The organism is Vibrio sp. SCSIO 43155 (assembly GCF_023716605.1).
GTDB lineage: Bacteria > Pseudomonadota > Gammaproteobacteria > Enterobacterales > Vibrionaceae > Vibrio > Vibrio harveyi.
The window spans coordinates 3063264-3081858 of the sequence record NZ_CP071852.1 but is presented as its reverse complement, the minus strand read 5'-3'; the positions used below and the strand labels follow the sequence as shown (position 1 = coordinate 3081858).

The 18595-nt window shown below is 45.5% G+C and carries 18 protein-coding genes and 1 tRNA gene; 7 read left to right on the top strand and 12 right to left on the bottom strand.

Translation table 11 applies throughout. The features are described from left to right. Nucleotides 1-120: 120 nt before the first annotated feature. Complete coding sequence (locus tag J4N44_RS14695; RefSeq protein ID WP_005444408.1) at nt 121-846, top strand: 1-acylglycerol-3-phosphate O-acyltransferase; 726 nt, start codon at nt 121-123, stop codon at nt 844-846. Between the two features lie 84 nt (nt 847-930). Here J4N44_RS14695 and J4N44_RS14690 read toward each other — a convergent pair whose 3' ends face one another. The 6 genes from J4N44_RS14690 to arcA all read right to left on the bottom strand — a co-directional run bounded on the left by J4N44_RS14690 (nt 931) and on the right by arcA (nt 5562). Then, nucleotides 931-1320, bottom strand: coding sequence for a RidA family protein (locus J4N44_RS14690; RefSeq protein WP_005432832.1), 390 nt, complete (start codon nt 1318-1320; stop codon nt 931-933). 165 nt (nt 1321-1485) lie between these two features. After that, nucleotides 1486-1947, bottom strand: coding sequence for an aspartate carbamoyltransferase regulatory subunit (pyrI, locus tag J4N44_RS14685; protein WP_005448817.1), 462 nt, complete (start codon nt 1945-1947; stop codon nt 1486-1488). 17 nt (nt 1948-1964) lie between these two features. Next, nucleotides 1965-2894, bottom strand: coding sequence for an aspartate carbamoyltransferase (gene pyrB / locus J4N44_RS14680; RefSeq protein ID WP_005432845.1), 930 nt, complete (start codon nt 2892-2894; stop codon nt 1965-1967). Between the two features lie 90 nt (nt 2895-2984). After that, on the bottom strand, nt 2985-3110 hold the full coding sequence (locus J4N44_RS28215; protein WP_005432831.1) for a hypothetical protein: 126 nt from the start codon (nt 3108-3110) through the stop codon (nt 2985-2987). 69 nt (nt 3111-3179) lie between these two features. Next, a complete protein-coding gene (locus J4N44_RS14675) occupies nt 3180-4184 on the bottom strand; it encodes an ornithine carbamoyltransferase (protein ID WP_005432863.1) in 1005 nt (334 codons plus the stop codon). A 157-nt stretch (nt 4185-4341) separates the two neighbouring features. Beyond that, nucleotides 4342-5562 carry an arginine deiminase gene (gene arcA / locus J4N44_RS14670; protein WP_005432859.1) on the bottom strand — a complete coding sequence of 407 codons (1221 nt, stop codon included), beginning with the start codon at nt 5560-5562 and terminating at the stop codon, nt 4342-4344. A gap of 584 nt (nt 5563-6146) precedes the next feature. Here arcA and rraB point away from each other — a divergent pair. Beyond that, complete coding sequence (gene rraB, locus J4N44_RS14665; RefSeq protein WP_005432867.1) at nt 6147-6563, top strand: ribonuclease E inhibitor RraB; 417 nt, start codon at nt 6147-6149, stop codon at nt 6561-6563. Between the two features lie 171 nt (nt 6564-6734). Next, a complete protein-coding gene (locus tag J4N44_RS14660; RefSeq protein WP_252044594.1) occupies nt 6735-7535 on the top strand; it encodes a glycosyl hydrolase 2 galactose-binding domain-containing protein in 801 nt (266 codons plus the stop codon). Between the two features lie 16 nt (nt 7536-7551). Here the strand turns inward: J4N44_RS14660 and J4N44_RS14655 are convergent, their stop codons facing one another. From J4N44_RS14655 to pepA, 5 genes are all read right to left on the bottom strand, one after another. Beyond that, entirely contained in the window at nt 7552-8457 is a 906-nt protein-coding gene (locus J4N44_RS14655; RefSeq protein ID WP_017817397.1) for a bifunctional helix-turn-helix transcriptional regulator/GNAT family N-acetyltransferase, read from the bottom strand. A gap of 115 nt (nt 8458-8572) precedes the next feature. After that, entirely contained in the window at nt 8573-8971 is a 399-nt protein-coding gene (locus J4N44_RS14650) for a DUF2061 domain-containing protein (protein WP_005441986.1), read from the bottom strand. A 226-nt stretch (nt 8972-9197) separates the two neighbouring features. Beyond that, nucleotides 9198-12056, bottom strand: coding sequence for a valine--tRNA ligase (locus tag J4N44_RS14645; protein ID WP_252044592.1), 2859 nt, complete (start codon nt 12054-12056; stop codon nt 9198-9200). Between the two features lie 94 nt (nt 12057-12150). After that, nucleotides 12151-12600, bottom strand: a complete 450-nt coding sequence (locus tag J4N44_RS14640) for a DNA polymerase III subunit chi (protein ID WP_005432852.1) — start codon at nt 12598-12600, stop codon at nt 12151-12153. Between the two features lie 115 nt (nt 12601-12715). Continuing rightward, the gene (pepA, locus tag J4N44_RS14635) at nt 12716-14224 is read right to left on the bottom strand and encodes a leucyl aminopeptidase (protein WP_005432840.1); all 1509 of its coding nucleotides are present in this window, start codon (nt 14222-14224) and stop codon (nt 12716-12718) included. A 200-nt stretch (nt 14225-14424) separates the two neighbouring features. Between pepA and lptF the strand changes: the two genes are divergently transcribed. Further along, nucleotides 14425-15525: an LPS export ABC transporter permease LptF gene (gene lptF / locus J4N44_RS14630; RefSeq protein ID WP_005448809.1), complete on the top strand. Its 1101-nt coding sequence runs from the start codon at nt 14425-14427 to the stop codon at nt 15523-15525. 3 nt (nt 15526-15528) lie between these two features. After that, nucleotides 15529-16599: an LPS export ABC transporter permease LptG gene (gene lptG / locus J4N44_RS14625; protein ID WP_005441983.1), complete on the top strand. Its 1071-nt coding sequence runs from the start codon at nt 15529-15531 to the stop codon at nt 16597-16599. A gap of 74 nt (nt 16600-16673) precedes the next feature. On the opposite strand, the gene J4N44_RS14620 is transcribed toward lptG, so the two are convergent. Then, entirely contained in the window at nt 16674-17153 is a 480-nt protein-coding gene (locus J4N44_RS14620) for an RDD family protein (protein ID WP_005448808.1), read from the bottom strand. A gap of 245 nt (nt 17154-17398) precedes the next feature. On the opposite strand from J4N44_RS14620, the gene J4N44_RS14615 reads away from it, so the two are divergent. Together J4N44_RS14615 and J4N44_RS14610 are read left to right on the top strand one after the other, a co-directional pair. Then, a complete protein-coding gene (locus tag J4N44_RS14615; RefSeq protein ID WP_252044591.1) occupies nt 17399-18064 on the top strand; it encodes an SDR family NAD(P)-dependent oxidoreductase in 666 nt (221 codons plus the stop codon). 176 nt (nt 18065-18240) lie between these two features. Beyond that, nucleotides 18241-18325 (top strand) — tRNA-Leu (locus J4N44_RS14610). The last annotated feature ends 270 nt before the right edge of the window (nt 18326-18595 follow it).

The following is an 18595-nucleotide window of genomic DNA, read 5'->3' as shown; positions in this document are numbered from 1 at the left end:
AGAGAGCCGAAACGTAGGTTTCGGCTTTTTTATATCGCGTTTTCTTTCATAGTTCATGACTATGTTCAAAGAGACAATAATAGCTGTAGCTGGCGCAAAGCCGGTTCTTGGAGAACAACAATGATTGCACTGTTACGTGTATTTGCTGTCGCAATTTTCGCAATTGTGATGTTTATTGGTGGTTGTGGTTACTGCCTACTTAGCCCTAGAAACCCTAAGCACGTTTTCACGTTCGGTCGTCTATTCGGCAAAATGTCACGTGTATTTGGTATCAAGCTAGAATTGCGTATTCCGGAAGATGCGTATTCTCGCGGTCAGCATGTTTACATTGCTAACCACCAGAACAACTGGGACCTTTTCACTGTATCTTCAGCTGTTACACCTAAGGTAGTAACGGTAGGTAAGAAGAGTCTTGCGTGGATGCCTTTGTTTGGTCAGCTTTACTGGCTAACAGGTAACATCTTGATTGATCGTGCAAACCGCTCTAAAGCAAAAGGTACTATCGACCAAGTTGTAGATAGCATCAAAAACAGCGACGTTTCAGTGTGGATGTTCCCTGAAGGTACACGTTCACGTGGTCGTGGTTTACTGCCATTTAAAACTGGTGCATTCCATGCAGCTATCGGTGCAGAAGTGCCAATCATTCCAATCGTGTGCAGCTCTACAGGTCACATTAAACTGAACCGTTGGAACAATGGTCATGTGATCATTGAAATGTTACCTCCGGTAAGCACGGAAGGTTACGGCAAAGAGGGCGTACGTGAGTTAGCTAATGTTTGTCGTGAAGAGATGAAAGCGAAACTGGAAGCCTTGGATGAAGAAGTGAAACAGCGCAACGCAGCTTGAGTTTTACGGCGATATCATCGCAAAAAGACAATAAAAAACGGGTAGCTTGAGCTACCCGTTTTTTATGCTTGTCAGCAAGGGCAATTATTTGCGAACTGCGATTGCTTCAATCTCGATACCGACATCTTTAGGCAGGCGAGCTACTTCTACACAAGAACGTGCAGGGTAGTTTGCTACTTCGTGCTCATCGAAAAACTTGCCGTAAACTTCGTTCACAGTACCGAAGTCGTTTAGGTCTTTCACGAATACTGTCATTTTAACGATATCAGTAACCTTAAGACCTGATGCTTCCACAACTGCTTTTACGTTCTCTAGAGATTGACGAGCTTGCTCTGCGATGTCTGCAGACACTTCACCTGTCGCTGGGTTTACTGGGATTTGGCCAGAAGTTAGAACCATGTTGCCTAGATCTACGCCTTGAACGTAAGGACCGATTGCTGCTGGTGCAGACTCAGTGTGAAGTACTTTCGTCATTTGAATTGTTCCATCTGTTTAGGGGAATAAAGAGTTTACTCAAACATCTTGAGTGTTCTTAAGAATAAGCAGTGTGCCTTTAAACATGAAGCACGTAAAGTGCAAAATACCCCGCATTGGCGGGGTATCAGTCAATTTATCGTTAGCAAGAATCGGAGCAGAAAATTAACGCTCAGTTACGATCTCACGTGCGAAAACTTTCTCACAGTATTTACACTTCAGACGGATTTCTTCCTTCTTCTCGAACACCTGGAAGCTGCTCGCAACCGGTTCGTTGTGTGTAATACAGTTGCTGTTCGGACACTCAAACACGTTGTTGATTCGCTCAGGGAGTTCTAGCGCTAGCTTCTTCACTACTTCGTAGTTTTCGATTTGGTTAACGGTCGCGTGTGGTGCGTACAGTGCTAGTTTACTTGCCTGCTCTTCGTTGATGAACACGTTTTCAATCTTGAGTAGGTCTTTATGACCGAGTGCAGATGAAGGCAGATTCAGACCGATGGTGACACGTTGAGAAGAGTTGTGCATATCGAACAGCTTCAACACTTTGATACCAATTTGTGCTGGGATGTGGTCGATTACTGTGCCGTTTTTGATTGCTTCAACCTGCAATTGAGTTTCTTTAGCCATGTCTTTTTCTCCCTCGATTACAGTGTTTCGTTAAGAACCAGTGCCAACAACGCTTGGCGCGCGTAAACGCCGTTTTCTGCTTGTTGGAAGTAGTAAGCGTGTGGTGTGACGTCGACGTCTGTGGTGATTTCATCCACGCGTGGCAGTGGGTGCAGTACTTTCAAGTTTTCACGTGCACCTTCTAGTAGTGCCGCCGTTAGGATGTAAGCTGATTTGATGTGCGCGTATTCGGATTCATCAAAGCGCTCTTTTTGTACGCGAGTCATGTACAGAATGTCGAGCTCAGGAATCACGCTTTCCATGTCTGTGTGTAGGCTGTATTGAATGCCTGCTTCATCTAGCTCTTCACAGATGTAATCTGGCATTGCGAGTGCTTCTGGTGCAACAAAGAAGAAGCGAATGTTATTGAACTTTGCCAATGCTTGAGTCAACGAGTGCACGGTGCGACCGTATTTTAGGTCACCAACAAACGCAACGTTTAGGTTGTCTAGACGACCTTGCGTTTCCGCGATGGTGTATAGGTCGAGTAGCGTTTGCGTTGGGTGTTGGTTTGCGCCGTCACCTGCATTGATAACTGGTACGCCGTTAGAGAACTCAGACGCTAAGCGCGCTGCGCCTTCTTGAGGGTGGCGCATTACGAATGCATCGACGTAAGAAGAGATAACTTGAACTGAGTCAGATAGCGTCTCGCCTTTTTTCGCCAGAGAGGTGTTACCACCGTTATCAAAACCAATAACATCGCCACCGATACGTTGAATTGCTGTCTCGAATGACAGGCGAGTACGTGTGGATGGCTCAAAGAAACAGCTTGCTACAACCTTGTTTTTAATCAGTTCTGGACGAGGTTCTTTTTTTAGCTGACCTGCAGTTTCTACAATCAGTTCCAGTTCTTCACGTGAAAGCTCTGGAATAGAGATGATGTGCTTCTGGTAAAGCGAGTTCGCCATGATCTTCTTCCCTATAACAGTGGTGACTATCCCCAAAATTCACCGCGATGGAATTTTAGGCATAAAAAAACCTCCCCAATTGGGGAGGTTTTAAAATTCAATAGAATTAACGAAAATAACAGCACGTAAGCGTAGTCGCTTAGCTAGAGCAAATCGCGTTTTTACGTCAGCAATCGGCGTGGTCATTTCGTAATCCTCAGACAAATTGCCGAGCATTATACGCTTAACTTTCGTGAGCGCAAGCGATTACATCATGGTTTTTGTTACCATTTTTAATGCTTTGGTTTAGCTGCCTAACGTTGCCACCATCACGGCTTTGATGGTGTGCATGCGGTTCTCGGCTTCGTCGAATACGATAGAGTATTCAGACTCAAACACCTCTTCGGTGACCTCAAGCCCTTTCATTCCGTATTTCTCTGCTACCTCTTTACCCACAGTCGTTTCATCGTTGTGGAAGGCTGGCAGGCAGTGCATGAACTTCACATGAGGGTTACCCGTTTGCTTAATCACATCCATATTGATTTGGTAAGGTGTCATCAGAGCAACACGCTCATCCCAAGCCTCAGCCGACTCACCCATCGAGACCCAAACGTCGGTGTATAAGAAGTCACAGCCTTTAACGCCTTCTTCAACGTTCTCAGTCAGCGTGATTTTCGCGCCAGTTTGTTGGGCAATTTCTTGGCAAGTTGCCACCAATGCTTCTTCTGGCCAGAACGCTTTTGGCGCTACAAGGCGGATGTCCATGCCCATTTTTGCTGCGCCAACCATGAGTGAATTACCCATGTTATTGCGAGCATCACCAAGGTAAGCAAACGTCATCTCATGCAGTTGTTTCCCACGTCCGTGCTCTTGCATGGTCAGGAAGTCTGCAAGGATTTGGGTAGGGTGGAACTCATCCGTTAAACCATTCCAGACAGGTACACCAGCATAAGTACCAAGCTCTTCAACAATGGATTGACCAAAGCCACGGTATTCAATGCCGTCGTACATACGACCAAGAACACGAGCGGTATCTTTCATTGATTCTTTATGACCGATCTGTGAGCCAGAAGGACCGATGTAAGAGACTTGAGCGCCTTGGTCAAAGGCCGCGACTTCAAACGCACATCGGGTACGAGTAGAAGATTTCTCAAAGATTAGTGCGATGTTTTTACCTTGAAGTTTCTTCTGCTCTGTTCCTGCATATTTAGCTTTTTTCAGCTCTGCAGACAGTTCGAGCAAAAACTGGATCTCTTTAGTTGAGAAGTCCAATAGCTTCAAAAAGTTGCGATTACGTAGATTGAAAGCCATAGCTCGTCCCTTAGGTCGTTTGGTTGATAAAGAATAAAAGCATTAAAACATATAAATGCTTTTATTGTGAATAATTATTTTAATTAAAAGCAAAAAAAGGTTGATGCATTCACATCAACCTTAGTCTCAATTGGTTTTATTTGGTGGGAGAGGTTTCTCAAATATCGTCACGTTCGATTGGGCAGCTCATACAACGTGCACCACCACGACCGCGACCAAGCTCGTTACCCGGAATAGTCAGGACTTCAATACCAGCTTTGTCGTACTTCTCGTTAGTGTAGACGTTACGTTCGTAACCAATCACAACACCAGGTTTCACCGTCAGTACGTTGTTGGCATCGTTCCATTGCTCTCGTTCAGCTTCGTAGCTGTCACCACCCGTCGTGATGATCTTCAATTGGTCTAAGCCAAGTGCCGATTCAATGGCGTGCAGATAGTTGTGTGACGCCTCGACATGCATTTCACCGTTGCCTTTAGGTGTTAGGCGCCAAGTGTCTAAATCTTTACGCATGATCTCTGGGTATACCGAGAAAGTGTCTACATCCATGTGCGTCATGACCGTATCAAGGTGCATGCACGAGCGGTGTTTTGGTAGGTCGATAGCAATCACTTCTTTCGCCTGACCAGATTTAAATAAACTCGCCGCTAAGTTTTCTACACCTTGCGGGGTTGTGCGCTCAGACATACCAATTAGAACTGCACCTTTACCGATAACCAGTACATCGCCACCTTCAACGTTGGCATTGTCGTAGTGTTGGTCTTCATCACCAAAGTAGTTAATGAAGTCTTGACCAGCGAAGGTTGGGTGCCAGCGATAAATCGCACGCAGATGGTTGGTCTCGCGTTGACGCGCAGGCATCATCATTGGGTTAAGAGAAACGCCGCCGTATACCCAGCATGACGTGTCACGGGTAAAGAGGTGGTTAGGCAGAGGTTCGATCACGAAGTCCAGTGGGCGCTTCATCTTCGGCAACATTGATGAAGATTTGATTGGCAGTTCCGAGTAAGCCAAGCCGCCAAGGAGAATGCTTGCTAGATGCTCATCGTCCATCTCTGCGAAGTACTGGCGTAAGTCACGAGCGAAAGTCGGACCGTAACGGAAGTCAGAGATCTGAGTATTCAACAACCATTGTTTTGCTTCTGGAACCGCAAGGGTTTCAACCAGTAGATCATGAAGTAGTAGTACTTCGACATCTTGTTCACGCAGTGTGCGCGCAAACGCGTCGTGTTCTTCACCTGCCGCTTCTACCGCTAATACGTCATCAAACAGTAGCTCATGGCAGTTCGATGGCGTTAGGTGGGTGAGGGCGCGCTCTGGGCGGTTTAATAGAACTCGTCTTAGTTGACCAACTTCTGATCCAACGTACAGCTTACTCATTTTGCATCCTTACAAATATTCCAGCCGTTAGTTATGACAAGCTTGGTGCAAAGATGCAAGTCTTAGAACTTTGCTTATATATTGAAAAAATATAATTTTTTGGCGTTATATTTTGCAAATGCTTCCTTGGTGTATTTTAATTCTATATTTTGTTGTTTGTTCATGAGTTTTAAAAAGTGCGTTTTTATTCTTTTTCGTTTGAGAAAGAAGTCATACATCAAAAGTGCATAAAACGTGCATAACCATTCTGAAATATGCAGTTTTTGGCTTTCTTTTATTCGTTAGGTCAGAATTAACGAGCCGTTGCTGTATTCACTCCAAGATCATAAACACGCAAACAAGCCTAAAATTACTCGTCTCAGGCTCAATTAGGATCTTCTGAATATTAAAGATTAGCCGTTTTTGTTAATTTTTTGTTTCTGTGAGCGAGGTTTAGATTTGTGAGTAAAAATTATCATCAAGAATCACCGCAGTTTGGTGTTTGTTTGTGGCTTTTCATCGCAATCCGTGCCATATTTCACCGCATTAACGTACTCAGTTTAGAGTATAGTGTTTCCATCAAGTAACTAATCTGGAGCCAAAACATGTCTCACGAAGATGAATATCTATCAGTAGAAGAATTAATTGAGATTCAAAAGGAAGAGACTCGCGATATCATTGCAGCATTGCTAGAAGATGGCAGCGATCCAGATTCACTATACGAAATCGAGCACCACCTATTTGCTGAAGACTTCGATACGCTAGAAAAAGCGGTTGTTGAAGCGTTCAAGATGGGCTTTGAAGTTCTTGAAGCTGAAGAAACAGAAGATGAAGACGGCAACAAACTGCTTTGCTGTGATGCAACAATGGAATCTGCACTAAACGCAGAAGCAATTGATGCACAGGTTGAGAAACTGGTTCATCTTGCAGAAAAATACGACATCATTTACGACGGTTGGGGTACTTACTACGAAGGCGAAGATGCGCTTTACCCTGAAGAAGATGATGAAGACGAAGAGTAATCCTCTTATTCAATCTAAGAAGCCAGCGTTTATCGCTGGCTTTTTTGTGCCTTGAAAATGATAACCGCAGGTAACGATAAATAATTCTCATTGAGTTTGTGTGCTTATTGCCTGTAACCCTAAGTTACTTGTGTATATAATGCGTGAAAATTGATCTAGCTCAAGGTAACTATGCAACTCTCACTCGCCGGTTTATGGCAAGTCTCTCCACTGACGGACCTTTCTATCCCACAGGATGACATTACTTTCCCTGCTCCTTTGAGTCAGGTATTGCCTGCTGAACTGACTGAAGACGTGATTCGTCAGCAAGAGTGGCATCTGATGCACGACATTGAAGTGGACGAATCCATGATGGCATTCCCAGCGGTAGAAATGGTGTTGGGTGGTGTGGATTACCATGCTGAAGTGCGTTTAAACGGGGTAGCATTGTTCGACTGTGACGGTTCACAAAGCGTGTACAAGAAAGACATTCGTCCGTTCATGCAGATGGGGCGTAACCGTTTTGAGATCCTGTTCCTTGAGGAAGAAGAAGAGCTTCTGCTGGATGAGGATAAACCAGAGTTGTGCTCACTTGCGGATCATGAATATCAAAAGAGTGATGAGCGCTTGGGGGTATGGCAAGAGCCGTATCTGCAGTTTATTCGCAATGTGCGTTTAGACCGTGTAGCAACCGAGCAGATTTGGCACCATGGTGGTGGTTGTGAGTTTAAAGTAGACTTGTACTATCAAACTTTTGCGCCGGGTCTAGTATCGGCATCGGTTAAATTTAATGGCATGACTTACCATATTCCTATTGATGTCCGAGCGGATCATGCGAGTGCTTTATTCCAGATCGAAGCGCCAAAGTATGCCGATCTTAACGATCCCGATCCAAAAGATCTCTACGAACTCGTGGTGGAGTTGGATGGGCAACGCCAAGCATTTACAGTGGCGCTTAGCCAAGAGCTCTGTGTTACCCATCTTGTACTTTAAGTTTGGGGATAAAGTGCTATAACGTTTTAAGCATCACGACTTCACATGCATCATGCCCTGTTTGTCCTAGCGGGGCATCGAGATGCTCAAAGCCTAGCTTTTCGTACAAACCTACCGCCTCTCTCAGACATTCGGTCGTTTCCAAATAGCACTGCTGATACCCAAACTGTTTCGCCAGTTGTAAGCTTAATGCGACGATGCGTTTGGCTAAGCCGTGTCCTCGCGTTTGAGGTAAGAAGTACATCTTTTGCAGCTCACACACATTTGGCTCACCAGCTAAAGGTGCAAAGCCGCCGCCACCCACAATCTCGCCTTGGTACTCGACTACCCAGTAGGCTGCGCCTTGTTGATCGTAAACCGAGTACATGTCATCAAGCGTTGGATCTGCCACACCATAACCTTTATCTGCAGTTAAACCGTATTCTGCAGAGACTTTACGAATCACGTCCGCAACTTGCGAGTTATCTGCTTTGGTAAGAGGTCGAAGAACGTATTCCTCAGCCTGGCACACTTTCGTTAGCCCTTTTAGGTAAGTCTCTAGACCAAGTTTGAGTTGCTCTTGCTCGTTGTCATCGAGTTGGGTAAGCAGTTGTTCAAAGAAGCTGTTTTGCTGCTGGTCTAGTTGCGATAACGCCTGTTGCCCTTGCTCTGTAAGCGCGACAAGTTGGCTACGTTTGTCTTTTGGGTTTTCGATGCTCTCAACCAAGCCTAATTTAATCAAACCGGTAACGGTTCGGCTCGCATTGGACTTGTCGACATTGAGTTGCTGTGCCAGTTTATTGATGGTCAACGGCTGCAGCTGGATTTCACCTAATGCATGCGCTTGTACTGGAGTAAGAGCGACATCGCCGCATTGTTTATCGAGCATACCAAGCAATCGGACGGCTTGACGGGAGTAGTGTCGGAGTTGACGAGCATTCATTATCACTTACCTCTGAAAATAAAGTTGCGCACCGCAATTAAATTAATTGCGGTGCGCAACTTTGTCAATGGCAAATGTCATTTTGCTTGTTCGGGGGCGTATTGAGCCTCCATGTTTAAGCGTGTTGGTGTAGGCAAAATTGTGGGGCTTGGCTATCTGATTTACGCATCCATACTTTCTCGTGGAAATAGTAAGCCACTGTGTTCAAGCTTGGCTCTAGCATCGCCATGATACCGCCGACAAACGCATCACCTGTTAGCAAGTAAACCACACTAAAGGCAACACTGAAGTGGATAGTGGCAAAGCTTGCGGTTTTTAATTTGGTCATCCACTGACGAGCTTTAAGCGCTGGGACTTTTGCCCATGCCTTTTCATGAAAGTAGAAAGCGACGGTGTTCACTGAAGGCTCAATCATGGCAATTAAACTACCAATTAGAATGTCGCCAGTAAGCACGTAAGCGACACTAAACGCGATAGTAAAATGGAGTGCTGCAAAGGTTAGTGTCTTTTTCATGATAATTACTCAATCGTTGTGTTGTTTCGATAGGTCTATTATTGAGAATTATTATCATTAAATCTAATGGGCAGCTAAGATTAGTTTGATAGGTAAAAACTATTAAATAGGAGGGGAAGTAGGAGAGAAGAGCGAATATCTTTGAAAGCTTTCCGAGCTATAAAATGCAAAAAGGGTTGATGCTTTCACACCAACCCTTTGATTCTTTTATTCTAGCTTTTAGCGATTAAAGTGCAGCGATCGTTGTCTTCTGCTCTTCTAGCTTAGCTAGTGTCTCTTTGTAGCCTTCAAGCTTCTCACGCTCTTTAGCAACAACTGCTTCAGGTGCTTTCGCTACGAAGCCTTCGTTACCTAGCTTACCTTCGATACGCTTGATTTCGCCGTGAGTCTTCTTAATTTCGCCATCTAGACGAGCAAGCTCAGCGTCTTTGTCGATCAGACCCGCCATTGGGATCATCAGCTCAGACTTAGCAACCAATGCTGTTGCACACGCTGGCGTTTCTTCGTCAGCAGCAAGCACGCGTACAGATTCTAGTTTCGCTAGAGACATCAGTACTTGTTTGTTTGCTTCTAGACGCGCTGCGTCTTCTGCGTTTGCAGCTTTCAGCATAACGTCAAGCGGCTTACCAGGGTTGATGTCGTATTCAGCACGTAGGTTACGGATGCTGGTAATGAACGCTTTCACCCATTCAATATCGTCTAGCGCTTCTTGGTTGAAGTTTGCTTCGTCGAATTGAGGCAGTGCTTGAAGCATGATTGTCTCACCTTCTACATCTTCAACTAGTGGCTTGATGCTTTGCCAGATAGTTTCAGTGATGTAAGGGATCACTGGGTGAGCTAGACGTAGAGTCTTCTCAAGAACCGTGATTAGTGTGCGGCGAGTACCACGCTGTTGCGCTTCAGTACCTTTCCATAGAACTGGTTTAGTTAGCTCTAGGTACCAGTCACAGAATTGGTTCCAGATGAATTCGTAAAGCGTGTTAGACGCCATATCTAGACGGAAGTTGTCGATATGGTTATTGAACGCTTTCGCTGCAAGTTCAAACTGAGACTCGATCCATTTGTCCGCTAGTGAGTATTCAATCTCACCACCGTTGAAGCCACAATCTTGCTCTTCTGTGTTCATCATTACGTAACGGCTTGCGTTCCATAGTTTGTTACAGAAGTTACGGTAACCCTCAAGACGCTTCATATCCCAGTTGATATCGCGACCTGTTGATGCCATTGCAGCAAGAGTGAAACGTAGTGCGTCTGTACCGTATGCTTCGATACCGTTTTCAAACGTTTTACGAGTGTTCTTCTCGATCTTCTTCGCTAGCTGAGGCTGCATCATGTTGCCACAACGCTTCTCTACTAGAGACTCTAGGTCGATACCATCGATCATGTCGATTGGGTCAAGTACGTTACCTTTCGACTTAGACATCTTGTCGCCGTTTTCGTCACGGATTAGACCAGTAACGTAAACTGTCTTAAATGGTACTTGTGGTTTGCCGTTTTCGTCTTTCACGAAGTGCATGGTCATCATGATCATGCGCGCAACCCAGAAGAAGATAATGTCGAAACCAGTTACTAGTACGTCTGAAGGGTGGAATACTTTCAGATCGTCAGTTTGCTCTGGCCAACCTTGAGTACCGAACGTCCATAGTGCAGAAGAGAACCATGTATCCAGTACGTCTTCGTCTTGGTGCAGTTCAATAACTGACTCTAGGTTGTTGTTCTTACGAACTTCTTCTTCGTCACGACCTACGTAAACATTACTTTGGTTGTCGTACCAAGCTGGGATGCGGTGACCCCACCATAGCTGACGAGAGATACACCAGTCTTGAACGTCACGCATCCAAGAGAAGTACATGTTTTCGTATTGCTTAGGAACGAATTGGATGTCGCCGTTTTCTACTGCTTCAACTGCTGTTTTTGCTAGAGGTGCAGTGCGTACGTACCATTGGTCAGTTAGCATTGGTTCGATAACCACGCCACCACGGTCGCCGTAAGGAACTTGTAGATCGTGATCTTTCACTTCTTCAAGTAGACCTAGCTCGTCGAATTCAGCAACGATAGCTTTACGAGCGGCAAAACGCTCCATACCGTGGTACTTAGCTGGTAGTTCAGTGCTGTAAGCGTCGCTTGCTTCGCCGTTGGTGTTGAAGACTTCAGAAGCGTCACGGATGTTCGCGTCGAAAGTCAGAATGTTGATCATTGGTAGCTGGTGGCGCTTACCAACTTCGTAGTCGTTGAAGTCGTGCGCAGGTGTGATTTTCACACAGCCAGTACCTTTTTCCATATCTGCGTGCTCATCGCCCACGATTGGGATGCGACGATCAACGATAGGAAGGATGATTTCTTTACCGATAAGATCTTTGTAACGTGGATCTTCCGGGTTAACTGCAACACCAGTATCGCCTAGCATGGTCTCTGGACGAGTCGTTGCAACAACGATGTAGTCTTTGCCATCCGCTGTTTTAACGCCATCTGCTAGTGGGTAGCGGAAGTGCCACATGTTGCCTTTAGTGTCTTTGTTCTCTACTTCTAGATCTGAAATCGCTGTGTGTAGCTTTGGATCCCAGTTAACTAGACGCTTACCGCGGTAGATTAGGTCGTCTTCGTATAGACGTACGAACACTTCTTGAACGGCGTTAGATAGACCATCGTCCATCGTAAAGCGCTCACGATCCCAGTCTACAGATGCGCCAAGACGACGAAGCTGCTTAGTGATAGTGCCGCCAGATTCGCCTTTCCATTCCCAGATTTTGTCGATGAAAGCTTCACGACCGTAATCGTGTTTTGTTTTGCCTTCTTCTGCAGCGATCTTACGCTCAACAACCATCTGAGTTGCGATACCTGCGTGGTCCGTACCTACTTGCCAAAGAGTGTTTTTACCCTTCATGCGCTCACAACGGATAAGCGTATCCATGATCGTATCTTGGAACGCGTGGCCCATGTGTAGGCTACCAGTGACGTTCGGTGGCGGGATCATGATGCTGTATGATTCTTTAGTAGTGTCACCGTGTGGCTTAAAGTAGCCTTTCTCTTCCCAAGTCTGATATAGAGCTTGTTCGATTGAAGTTGGGTTGTATGTCTTTTCCATAGCGCTCTTTTAATGGATACGTTGATGGTTGAATCTAAGTCAATCTTTATAAGTGAACTCTCTGAGTGGAGAGCTTAACTATAAGGATTGACCGTTAAGGATATTGAATTTCGATCGTTTGCAGTTGATAACCTGCCTGACGGTAAATTTTATACCTTTCTCTTGCGAGCTGTTTAGCTTTTTCTTCGCAAGGCACGAAGTCTACCACTTGAGCAAACTTGTTCGCAAAGGTTGTCTCATTTTCCGCCAAATTAATTACCAGCTGACGGTTCCAATTAGGTTTTACTCCTTCATGGCCGATTTCAATATTGGTGGCGTATTTCGGTCCTTCGCCTACAAGATTATGTGCCATGAACTTGTCTGCATCAATTTGCCAAAAGGCTTCGGCGAGCTGCTCGGCGTGCGGTTTGTCTTGGCAATTCAGATACACTTTTGCGCCTTGGCGAGCAAAGTGCTGAGCCAAAAACACGATGTATTCTTCAAAGCCAGCCACCGTTGCTTGCGGGCTCTCTTCGTTAATGATGTAGAAGGTTGCAGTTTGCATCATTCTCTCGCTTGCCGTTGGTCTCTTCCTAAGACCATCTTAAATCCGATTTTCAATCAAGAAAATCGAGGTAATAAAAAAGGGCCTTGCGGCCCTTTTAGATGTTGTTCAGAAATTACTCTTCTGTCTCTTGGCCGCTGCGGTTCAAAAGGAATTGGACAAGCATTGAGACAGGACGGCCCGTTGAGCCTTTCGCTGCGCCTGATTTCCACGCAGTACCTGCGATATCGACGTGTGCCCAGTTGTACTTTTTAGCAAACTTAGACAGGAAGCAACCCGCAGTGATAGTACCAGCAGGACGACCACCGATGTTTGCCATATCAGCAAACGGGCTCTTCAATTGCTCGTGGTACTCGTCTGCCATTGGTAGACGCCATGCACGGTCACTTGCTTGCTCAGAAGCGTTTACTAGCTCATGAGAAAGTGGGTTGTGGTTAGAGATTACGCCGCTAATATGGTGACCTAGTGCGATAACACAAGCACCAGTTAGCGTTGCAACGTCTACTACACAGTCTGGTTCGAAACGCTCTACGTAAGTCAGTGCGTCACAAAGAACAAGACGACCTTCTGCATCCGTGTTTAGAACTTCTACGGTTTGACCTGACATGGTTGTTAGGATATCACCTGGACGGTAAGCGTTGCTGCCTGGCATGTTTTCACAGCCTGCTAGAACACCAATAACGTTGATTGGTAGGTTTAGCTTCGCTAGCGCTTTCATTGTACCGAATACAGACGCAGCACCACACATGTCGTACTTCATCTCATCCATACCTTCACCAGGTTTTAGAGAGATACCGCCTGAATCGAACGTCAGACCTTTGCCGACTAGTACGATAGGTTTTGCTTCTGATTCTGGGTTACCTTTGTATTCGATAATCGACATCATTGATTCGTTCTTCGAACCACGACCTACTGCTAGGTAAGATGTCATGCCCAGTTTTTCCATCTCTTGCTCACCAATGATCTTGGTGGTTACAGTTTCGTAATCGTCAGCAAGGCGACGTGCTTGAGAAGCGAGGTACGCTGGGTTTGCGATGTTTGGTGGCATGTTGCCAAGATCTTTTGATGCTTTCACACCAGATGCGATAGCTAGACCGTGAGTGATTGCTTTCTCACCTAGGTTTAGTTCACGACGCGTTGGTACGTTGAATACTAGCTTACGCAGTGGACGACGAGTTTCTGGCTTAACGCTCTTGAACTGATCGAATGTGTAAAGACCATCTTTAGTCGCTTCTACTGCCTGGCGAACTTTCCAGTAAGTATCACGACCCTTAACGTGTAGTTCAGTTAGGAAACATACTGCTTCCATAGAACCTGTTTCGTTAAGTGTGCTGATCGTCTTTTGAATGATTTCCTTGTACTGGCGCTCGCCTAGCTCACGTTCTTTACCACAACCTACGAGTAGAACGCGCTCTGACAAAACACCTGGTACTTGATGCAGTAGCAGCATCTGACCAGGTTTACCCTCTAGATCACCACGGCGAAGTAGTGAACTGATGTAACCGTCACTGATTTTATCAAGTTGCTCGGCTACTGGAGAAAGGCGACGTGGTTCAAACACACCAACAACGATACATGCGCTACGTTGTTTCTCTGGACTGCCACTTTTAACACTGAACTCCATGCGTACTCCTACATCCTGAAGACAAATTGCTCTAAATGTTAGATAATGATCGCTTACTTGTTGAATTTAAGCTCAGGTCTTACCAACAGAGCTGATTTAAGCGCTAACATCTAGTTTATAATTTTTAAAAAAATAAATGGTTCAACGGGAAACTATAGTGATTCGACCAAAAAAACAAGTTTTGTATAGGTAATTTCAGCGTGATTATTGTTAGATATTTGATCCGCGAAACACTCAAGAGCCAATTTGCGATTTTCTTCGTGCTTTTTTTGGTGTTTGTGAGCCAGAAGTTTATCAGTGTTCTTGCTGATGCTTCGGACGGGGATATTCCTGCTGGGTTAATTTTCTCAGTTGTTGGTTTAAACATGCCAGCAATGGGGCTATTAATGCTGCCATTAAGTTTGTACATCGGCATATTGATCACATTTGGTCGTTTATATGCGGAAAGTGAAATCGTGGTGATGAACGCGACGGGTATCGGGAATAAGTTCCTGGTACAAGCTGCGTTGTACTTGGCGATCATCACATCGGGTGTGGCAGCGTTCAATGCATTATGGCTATCGCCTTGGTCACAAGACCGTGTTGAGCAACTTTATGAGCAAGTCGCGGCAGAAAACAGTGTCGACTTATTGAAGAAAGGTCAGTTCCAAGGCACGCCAGATGGTTCTTCGGTTGTCTTTATTGATGACATCAAAGACAGCACGTTAAGTAATGTGTTTGTAGCACAGATGCGTCCGCGTGATTCCATCTTACCAAGCGTGATGTTTTCCTCTTCTGGTGAAGTAAAAGAACTTTCGGATGGGCGTCAGATCATCACTATGCATGAAGGTACGCGCTATGAAGGTGTGCCAACTCGTGTTGAATACATGGTTACTAAGTTCGATCAGTACGAAGGTTTGATTGGTCAGCGTGAAGTGAAGCAAAAAGGTCGCGATTGGGAAGCGTACCCAACGGCAGACTTGATTGGTCACCCAGATCCTGAAGCGCAGGCTGAGCTGCAATGGCGTATCTCGTTGTTCGTGTGTATTCCACTATTAACGATGCTGGTTATTCCTTTGTCGGCAGTGAACCCGCGCCAGGGACGCTTTGCTAAAATGGGACCGGCTATCTTGATTTACTTGGCGTACTTCCTTGCGATTAGTGCAACGAAATCCGCGCTAGAAGATGGTGCTATTCCTGCTGCTATTGGTATGTGGCCAATTAATGCCATGTTATTGATTGTCGCTATCTTGGCTAACATGATGGACAGTGTTCCAGCTCGACGAATTAAAGACAAATTCCGCAAGAAGAGGCTCGCGTAAGCTGTGTTCAAACTCTTAGACCTTTACATCGGTAGAACGATCATCTCTACCACAGCCTTGGTTCTGGCGACTTTCGTCGGCTTGTCGGGCATCATCAAGTACGTAGAACAGTTGCGTAAAGTTGGTCGTGGTGCTTACGACCTAATGCATGCGCTTTACTTTGTTTTGCTGAGTATTCCTCGCGATATCGAAATGTTCTTCCCAATGGCGGCGCTGCTGGGAGCCTTGATTGGTTTGGGCATGCTTGCTTCAAGTTCTGAACTTGTGGTTATGCAAGCCGCGGGTTTCTCTAAGTTGGATATCGGCTTATCAGTACTTAAAACCGCAGTACCTTTAATGCTTATCGTTATGACGCTCGGTCAATGGGGCGCACCAGAGGCGCAAAAGATGGCGCGTGACCTACGTGCATTTGCTCTATCTGGCGGTAGTATTGTGTCGGTGCGGGCTGGGGTGTGGGCTCGCGATGCCAACGACTTTATCTTTATCGGTAAAGTGGAGGATGACAAACTCTACGGCTTGAACATGTGGCGTTTCGATGAAGATAAGAACTTAGACAAAGTTATCTTCGCAGAAGAAGTCGACTACCAACAAGATAACAATTGGTTGATGCGTTATGTGCAAATCACCGATATGGAAAATGAAAACGTCATTACCAAGCGCGATTTAGAGCAGATGGAATGGCACACCTCATTAGCACCAGATAAGTTGGCGGTGGTAACGGTGAAACCAGAAGAGCTTTCTTTAAGTGGCTTATATGACTATGTGACCTATTTGAAAGCCTCGGAACAAGATGCTTCGCGTTATGAACTCGCATTTTGGCGCAAGCTATCTCAACCACTCTCTATCGCAGTAATGATGCTGATGGCGTTGTCGTTTGTTTTCGGTCCATTGCGTAGTGTCACCATGGGTGCAAGGGTGCTCTCAGGGGTAGTTGCAGGTTTTACCTTCTACATATCCAGTGAGTTCTTTGGACCTCTGACCTTGGTATATGGCATTCCGCCAGTGTTCGGTGCCTTGGCCCCTAGTTTGGTGTTCCTAGCAATTGCGGTATCCTTGCTAAGAAGAAAACTGTAGGCTTTCAAAAAGCGATAAACATAAAAAAGGAAGGCACTGTGCCTTCCTTTTTCTATTCTGCTTGCGCGGTTTCGCTATTTTGCTTTCGGCAAGACAACGACTTCAGTTTTTGCCCAAATGTCGTGGAAGCCACGTTTTTGTGGGTCGATTGGTACAGTCAAGTTAGCCAAACCAAAGCCCGACGTACCTAAACGAATTAAAGCCTGAGTAACCGTAATTGGCGCACCATCCTTACTGTTACGAATTTGCATTTTCCAAGCTCGCATGCCCAGTGTTTGTCCTGCGCGGGTCCAGAAGAATACAAAGAAGTAGATCCACACCACAGCCAGATACAGCGTGAACAATGGGCTTAGAACTGGATGCTTTCCTAGCATATCTGCTGCATCCACATATTCCCCATAGCTCAGCAAGCCTGCCGCATTAAGCGCAAAAACAATCGCCATTACTACGCCTGCTGCCATCATCTCAATCGCTAGGATGATCAGCGTGTCGTAAAACAATGCTGCGAGTCGACGGAAAAAGCCCGCTGGTGGAAGAGTTGTAGAAGTCGTCATAATTCCATCACTTACCTTTAAAATTGTGCGTCAGAATATAGATTCCATTAGCTTGTGAAAAGAGAGCTGACGCACAGAGTCTTCAATTGTGGGCAAATCACAAGTTTGAATACGACTCTATCGCTAATCAACTATCCAACAAAGTAACCGAGTTCAAACTTCCTATCATGCAATCTGTGAAAGCATCAAACATGGGTTACTTTGCTTAGAACACAAGATTACGAATGACGTGATAGAGGTACAAGATGATCGTAATTACAGGCGCGAGCAGTGGCTTAGGTGCGCAGTTAGCTAAGTTGTATGATGCTCAAGGCGAAGAAACACTGTTAACTGGTCGCAGCGAAAAGAAGTTAAATACGCTTGCCCAACACCTCTCGAGTAAAGCTCAGGTAAGAAGTTGCGATCTTATCGACGCATCTCAAGTCGAGAAGTTATTTGATGAGTTGCCTCAAGTGCCTTCAACTCTGATTCATTGTGCGGGAAGTGGTTATTTTGGTTTGTTAGCCGAGCAAGACCCACAAGAGATTCAAAAGCTGATTGAAAACAATCTCACTTCAGCAATCCATGTCTTAAGAGAGTTGGTAAAGCGTTATCAAGATCAGCCGATAAATGTTGTGATGGTGATGTCGACAGCGGCACAACAGCCTAAGGCACAAGAATCGACCTACTGTGCGGTGAAGTGGGCTGTCAAAGGTTTGGTTGAATCCGTTCGTATGGAATTAAAAGGCAAACCAATGAAAATTATCGCAGTGTATCCTGGAGGTATGGCGACTGAGTTTTGGGAGACGAGTGGTAAGTCTTTAGACACTAGTAGTTTTATGAGCGCAGGTGATGCAGCGCGGATGATTCATGGTGCGCTATCTAATATCGGTAATGGTTACGTTTCGGATATTACCGTTAACCGTTTATAGGACTGAATGGTGGTATTGCAACAAAGCAAAATGGCAGACTGAGCTAAGATGAGCTCTTCTTTGTCACACTTTGTGGCGAAATTATCAGCAAACGATAGTTATTTAAGGTTTTTCTGCTTGCGCAGGTCAAAAGCTTACGTATAATGCCAACCATCAAAGGGCAATAGCCCAGAGATGCCGGTGTGGTGAAATTGGTATACACGACGGATTCAAAATCCGTTGCCTTCGGGCGTGGCGGTTCAAGTCCGCCCACCGGTACCATATTCCAAGACAGAGCCTCGACGAAAGTCGGGGCTTTGTTGTATCTGAGGTTTGTGAATTCAAATCCAGCGTGGCGGCAGGCGTGCCTGTCCAATCAACTCCGCCCACCGGTACCATATTCCAAGACAGGGCCTCGACGAAAGTCGGGGCTTTGTTGTATCTGAGGTTTGTGAATTCAAATCCAGCGTGGCGGCAGGAGTGCCTGTCCAATCAACTCCGCCCACCGGTACCATATTTTAAGACAGAGCCTCGACGAAAGTCGGGGCTTTG

Excerpts from the sequence above, each read along its gene's own strand:
- J4N44_RS14620 (WP_005448808.1), bottom strand. The coding sequence starts at position 17,153 with ATGACGACTTCTACAACTCTTCCACCAGCGGGCTTTTTCCGTCGACTC.
- pyrB (WP_005432845.1), bottom strand. The coding sequence starts at position 2,894 with ATGGCGAACTCGCTTTACCAGAAGCACATCATCTCTATTCCAGAGCTT.
- J4N44_RS14650 (WP_005441986.1), bottom strand. The coding sequence starts at position 8,971 with ATGAAAAAGACACTAACCTTTGCAGCACTCCATTTTACTATCGCGTTT.
- J4N44_RS14640 (WP_005432852.1), bottom strand. The coding sequence starts at position 12,600 with ATGCAAACTGCAACCTTCTACATCATTAACGAAGAGAGCCCGCAAGCA.
- J4N44_RS14645 (WP_252044592.1), bottom strand. The coding sequence starts at position 12,056 with ATGGAAAAGACATACAACCCAACTTCAATCGAACAAGCTCTATATCAG.
- J4N44_RS28215 (WP_005432831.1), bottom strand. The coding sequence starts at position 3,110 with ATGCTCGGCAATTTGTCTGAGGATTACGAAATGACCACGCCGATTGCT.
- rraB (WP_005432867.1), top strand. The coding sequence starts at position 6,147 with ATGTCTCACGAAGATGAATATCTATCAGTAGAAGAATTAATTGAGATT.
- J4N44_RS14660 (WP_252044594.1), top strand. The coding sequence starts at position 6,735 with ATGCAACTCTCACTCGCCGGTTTATGGCAAGTCTCTCCACTGACGGAC.
- J4N44_RS14655 (WP_017817397.1), bottom strand. The coding sequence starts at position 8,457 with ATGAATGCTCGTCAACTCCGACACTACTCCCGTCAAGCCGTCCGATTG.
- arcA (WP_005432859.1), bottom strand. The coding sequence starts at position 5,562 with ATGAGTAAGCTGTACGTTGGATCAGAAGTTGGTCAACTAAGACGAGTT.
- pepA (WP_005432840.1), bottom strand. The coding sequence starts at position 14,224 with ATGGAGTTCAGTGTTAAAAGTGGCAGTCCAGAGAAACAACGTAGCGCA.
- J4N44_RS14695 (WP_005444408.1), top strand. The coding sequence starts at position 121 with ATGATTGCACTGTTACGTGTATTTGCTGTCGCAATTTTCGCAATTGTG.
- J4N44_RS14675 (WP_005432863.1), bottom strand. The coding sequence starts at position 4,184 with ATGGCTTTCAATCTACGTAATCGCAACTTTTTGAAGCTATTGGACTTC.
- J4N44_RS14690 (WP_005432832.1), bottom strand. The coding sequence starts at position 1,320 with ATGACGAAAGTACTTCACACTGAGTCTGCACCAGCAGCAATCGGTCCT.
- J4N44_RS14615 (WP_252044591.1), top strand. The coding sequence starts at position 17,399 with ATGATCGTAATTACAGGCGCGAGCAGTGGCTTAGGTGCGCAGTTAGCT.
- pyrI (WP_005448817.1), bottom strand. The coding sequence starts at position 1,947 with ATGGCTAAAGAAACTCAATTGCAGGTTGAAGCAATCAAAAACGGCACA.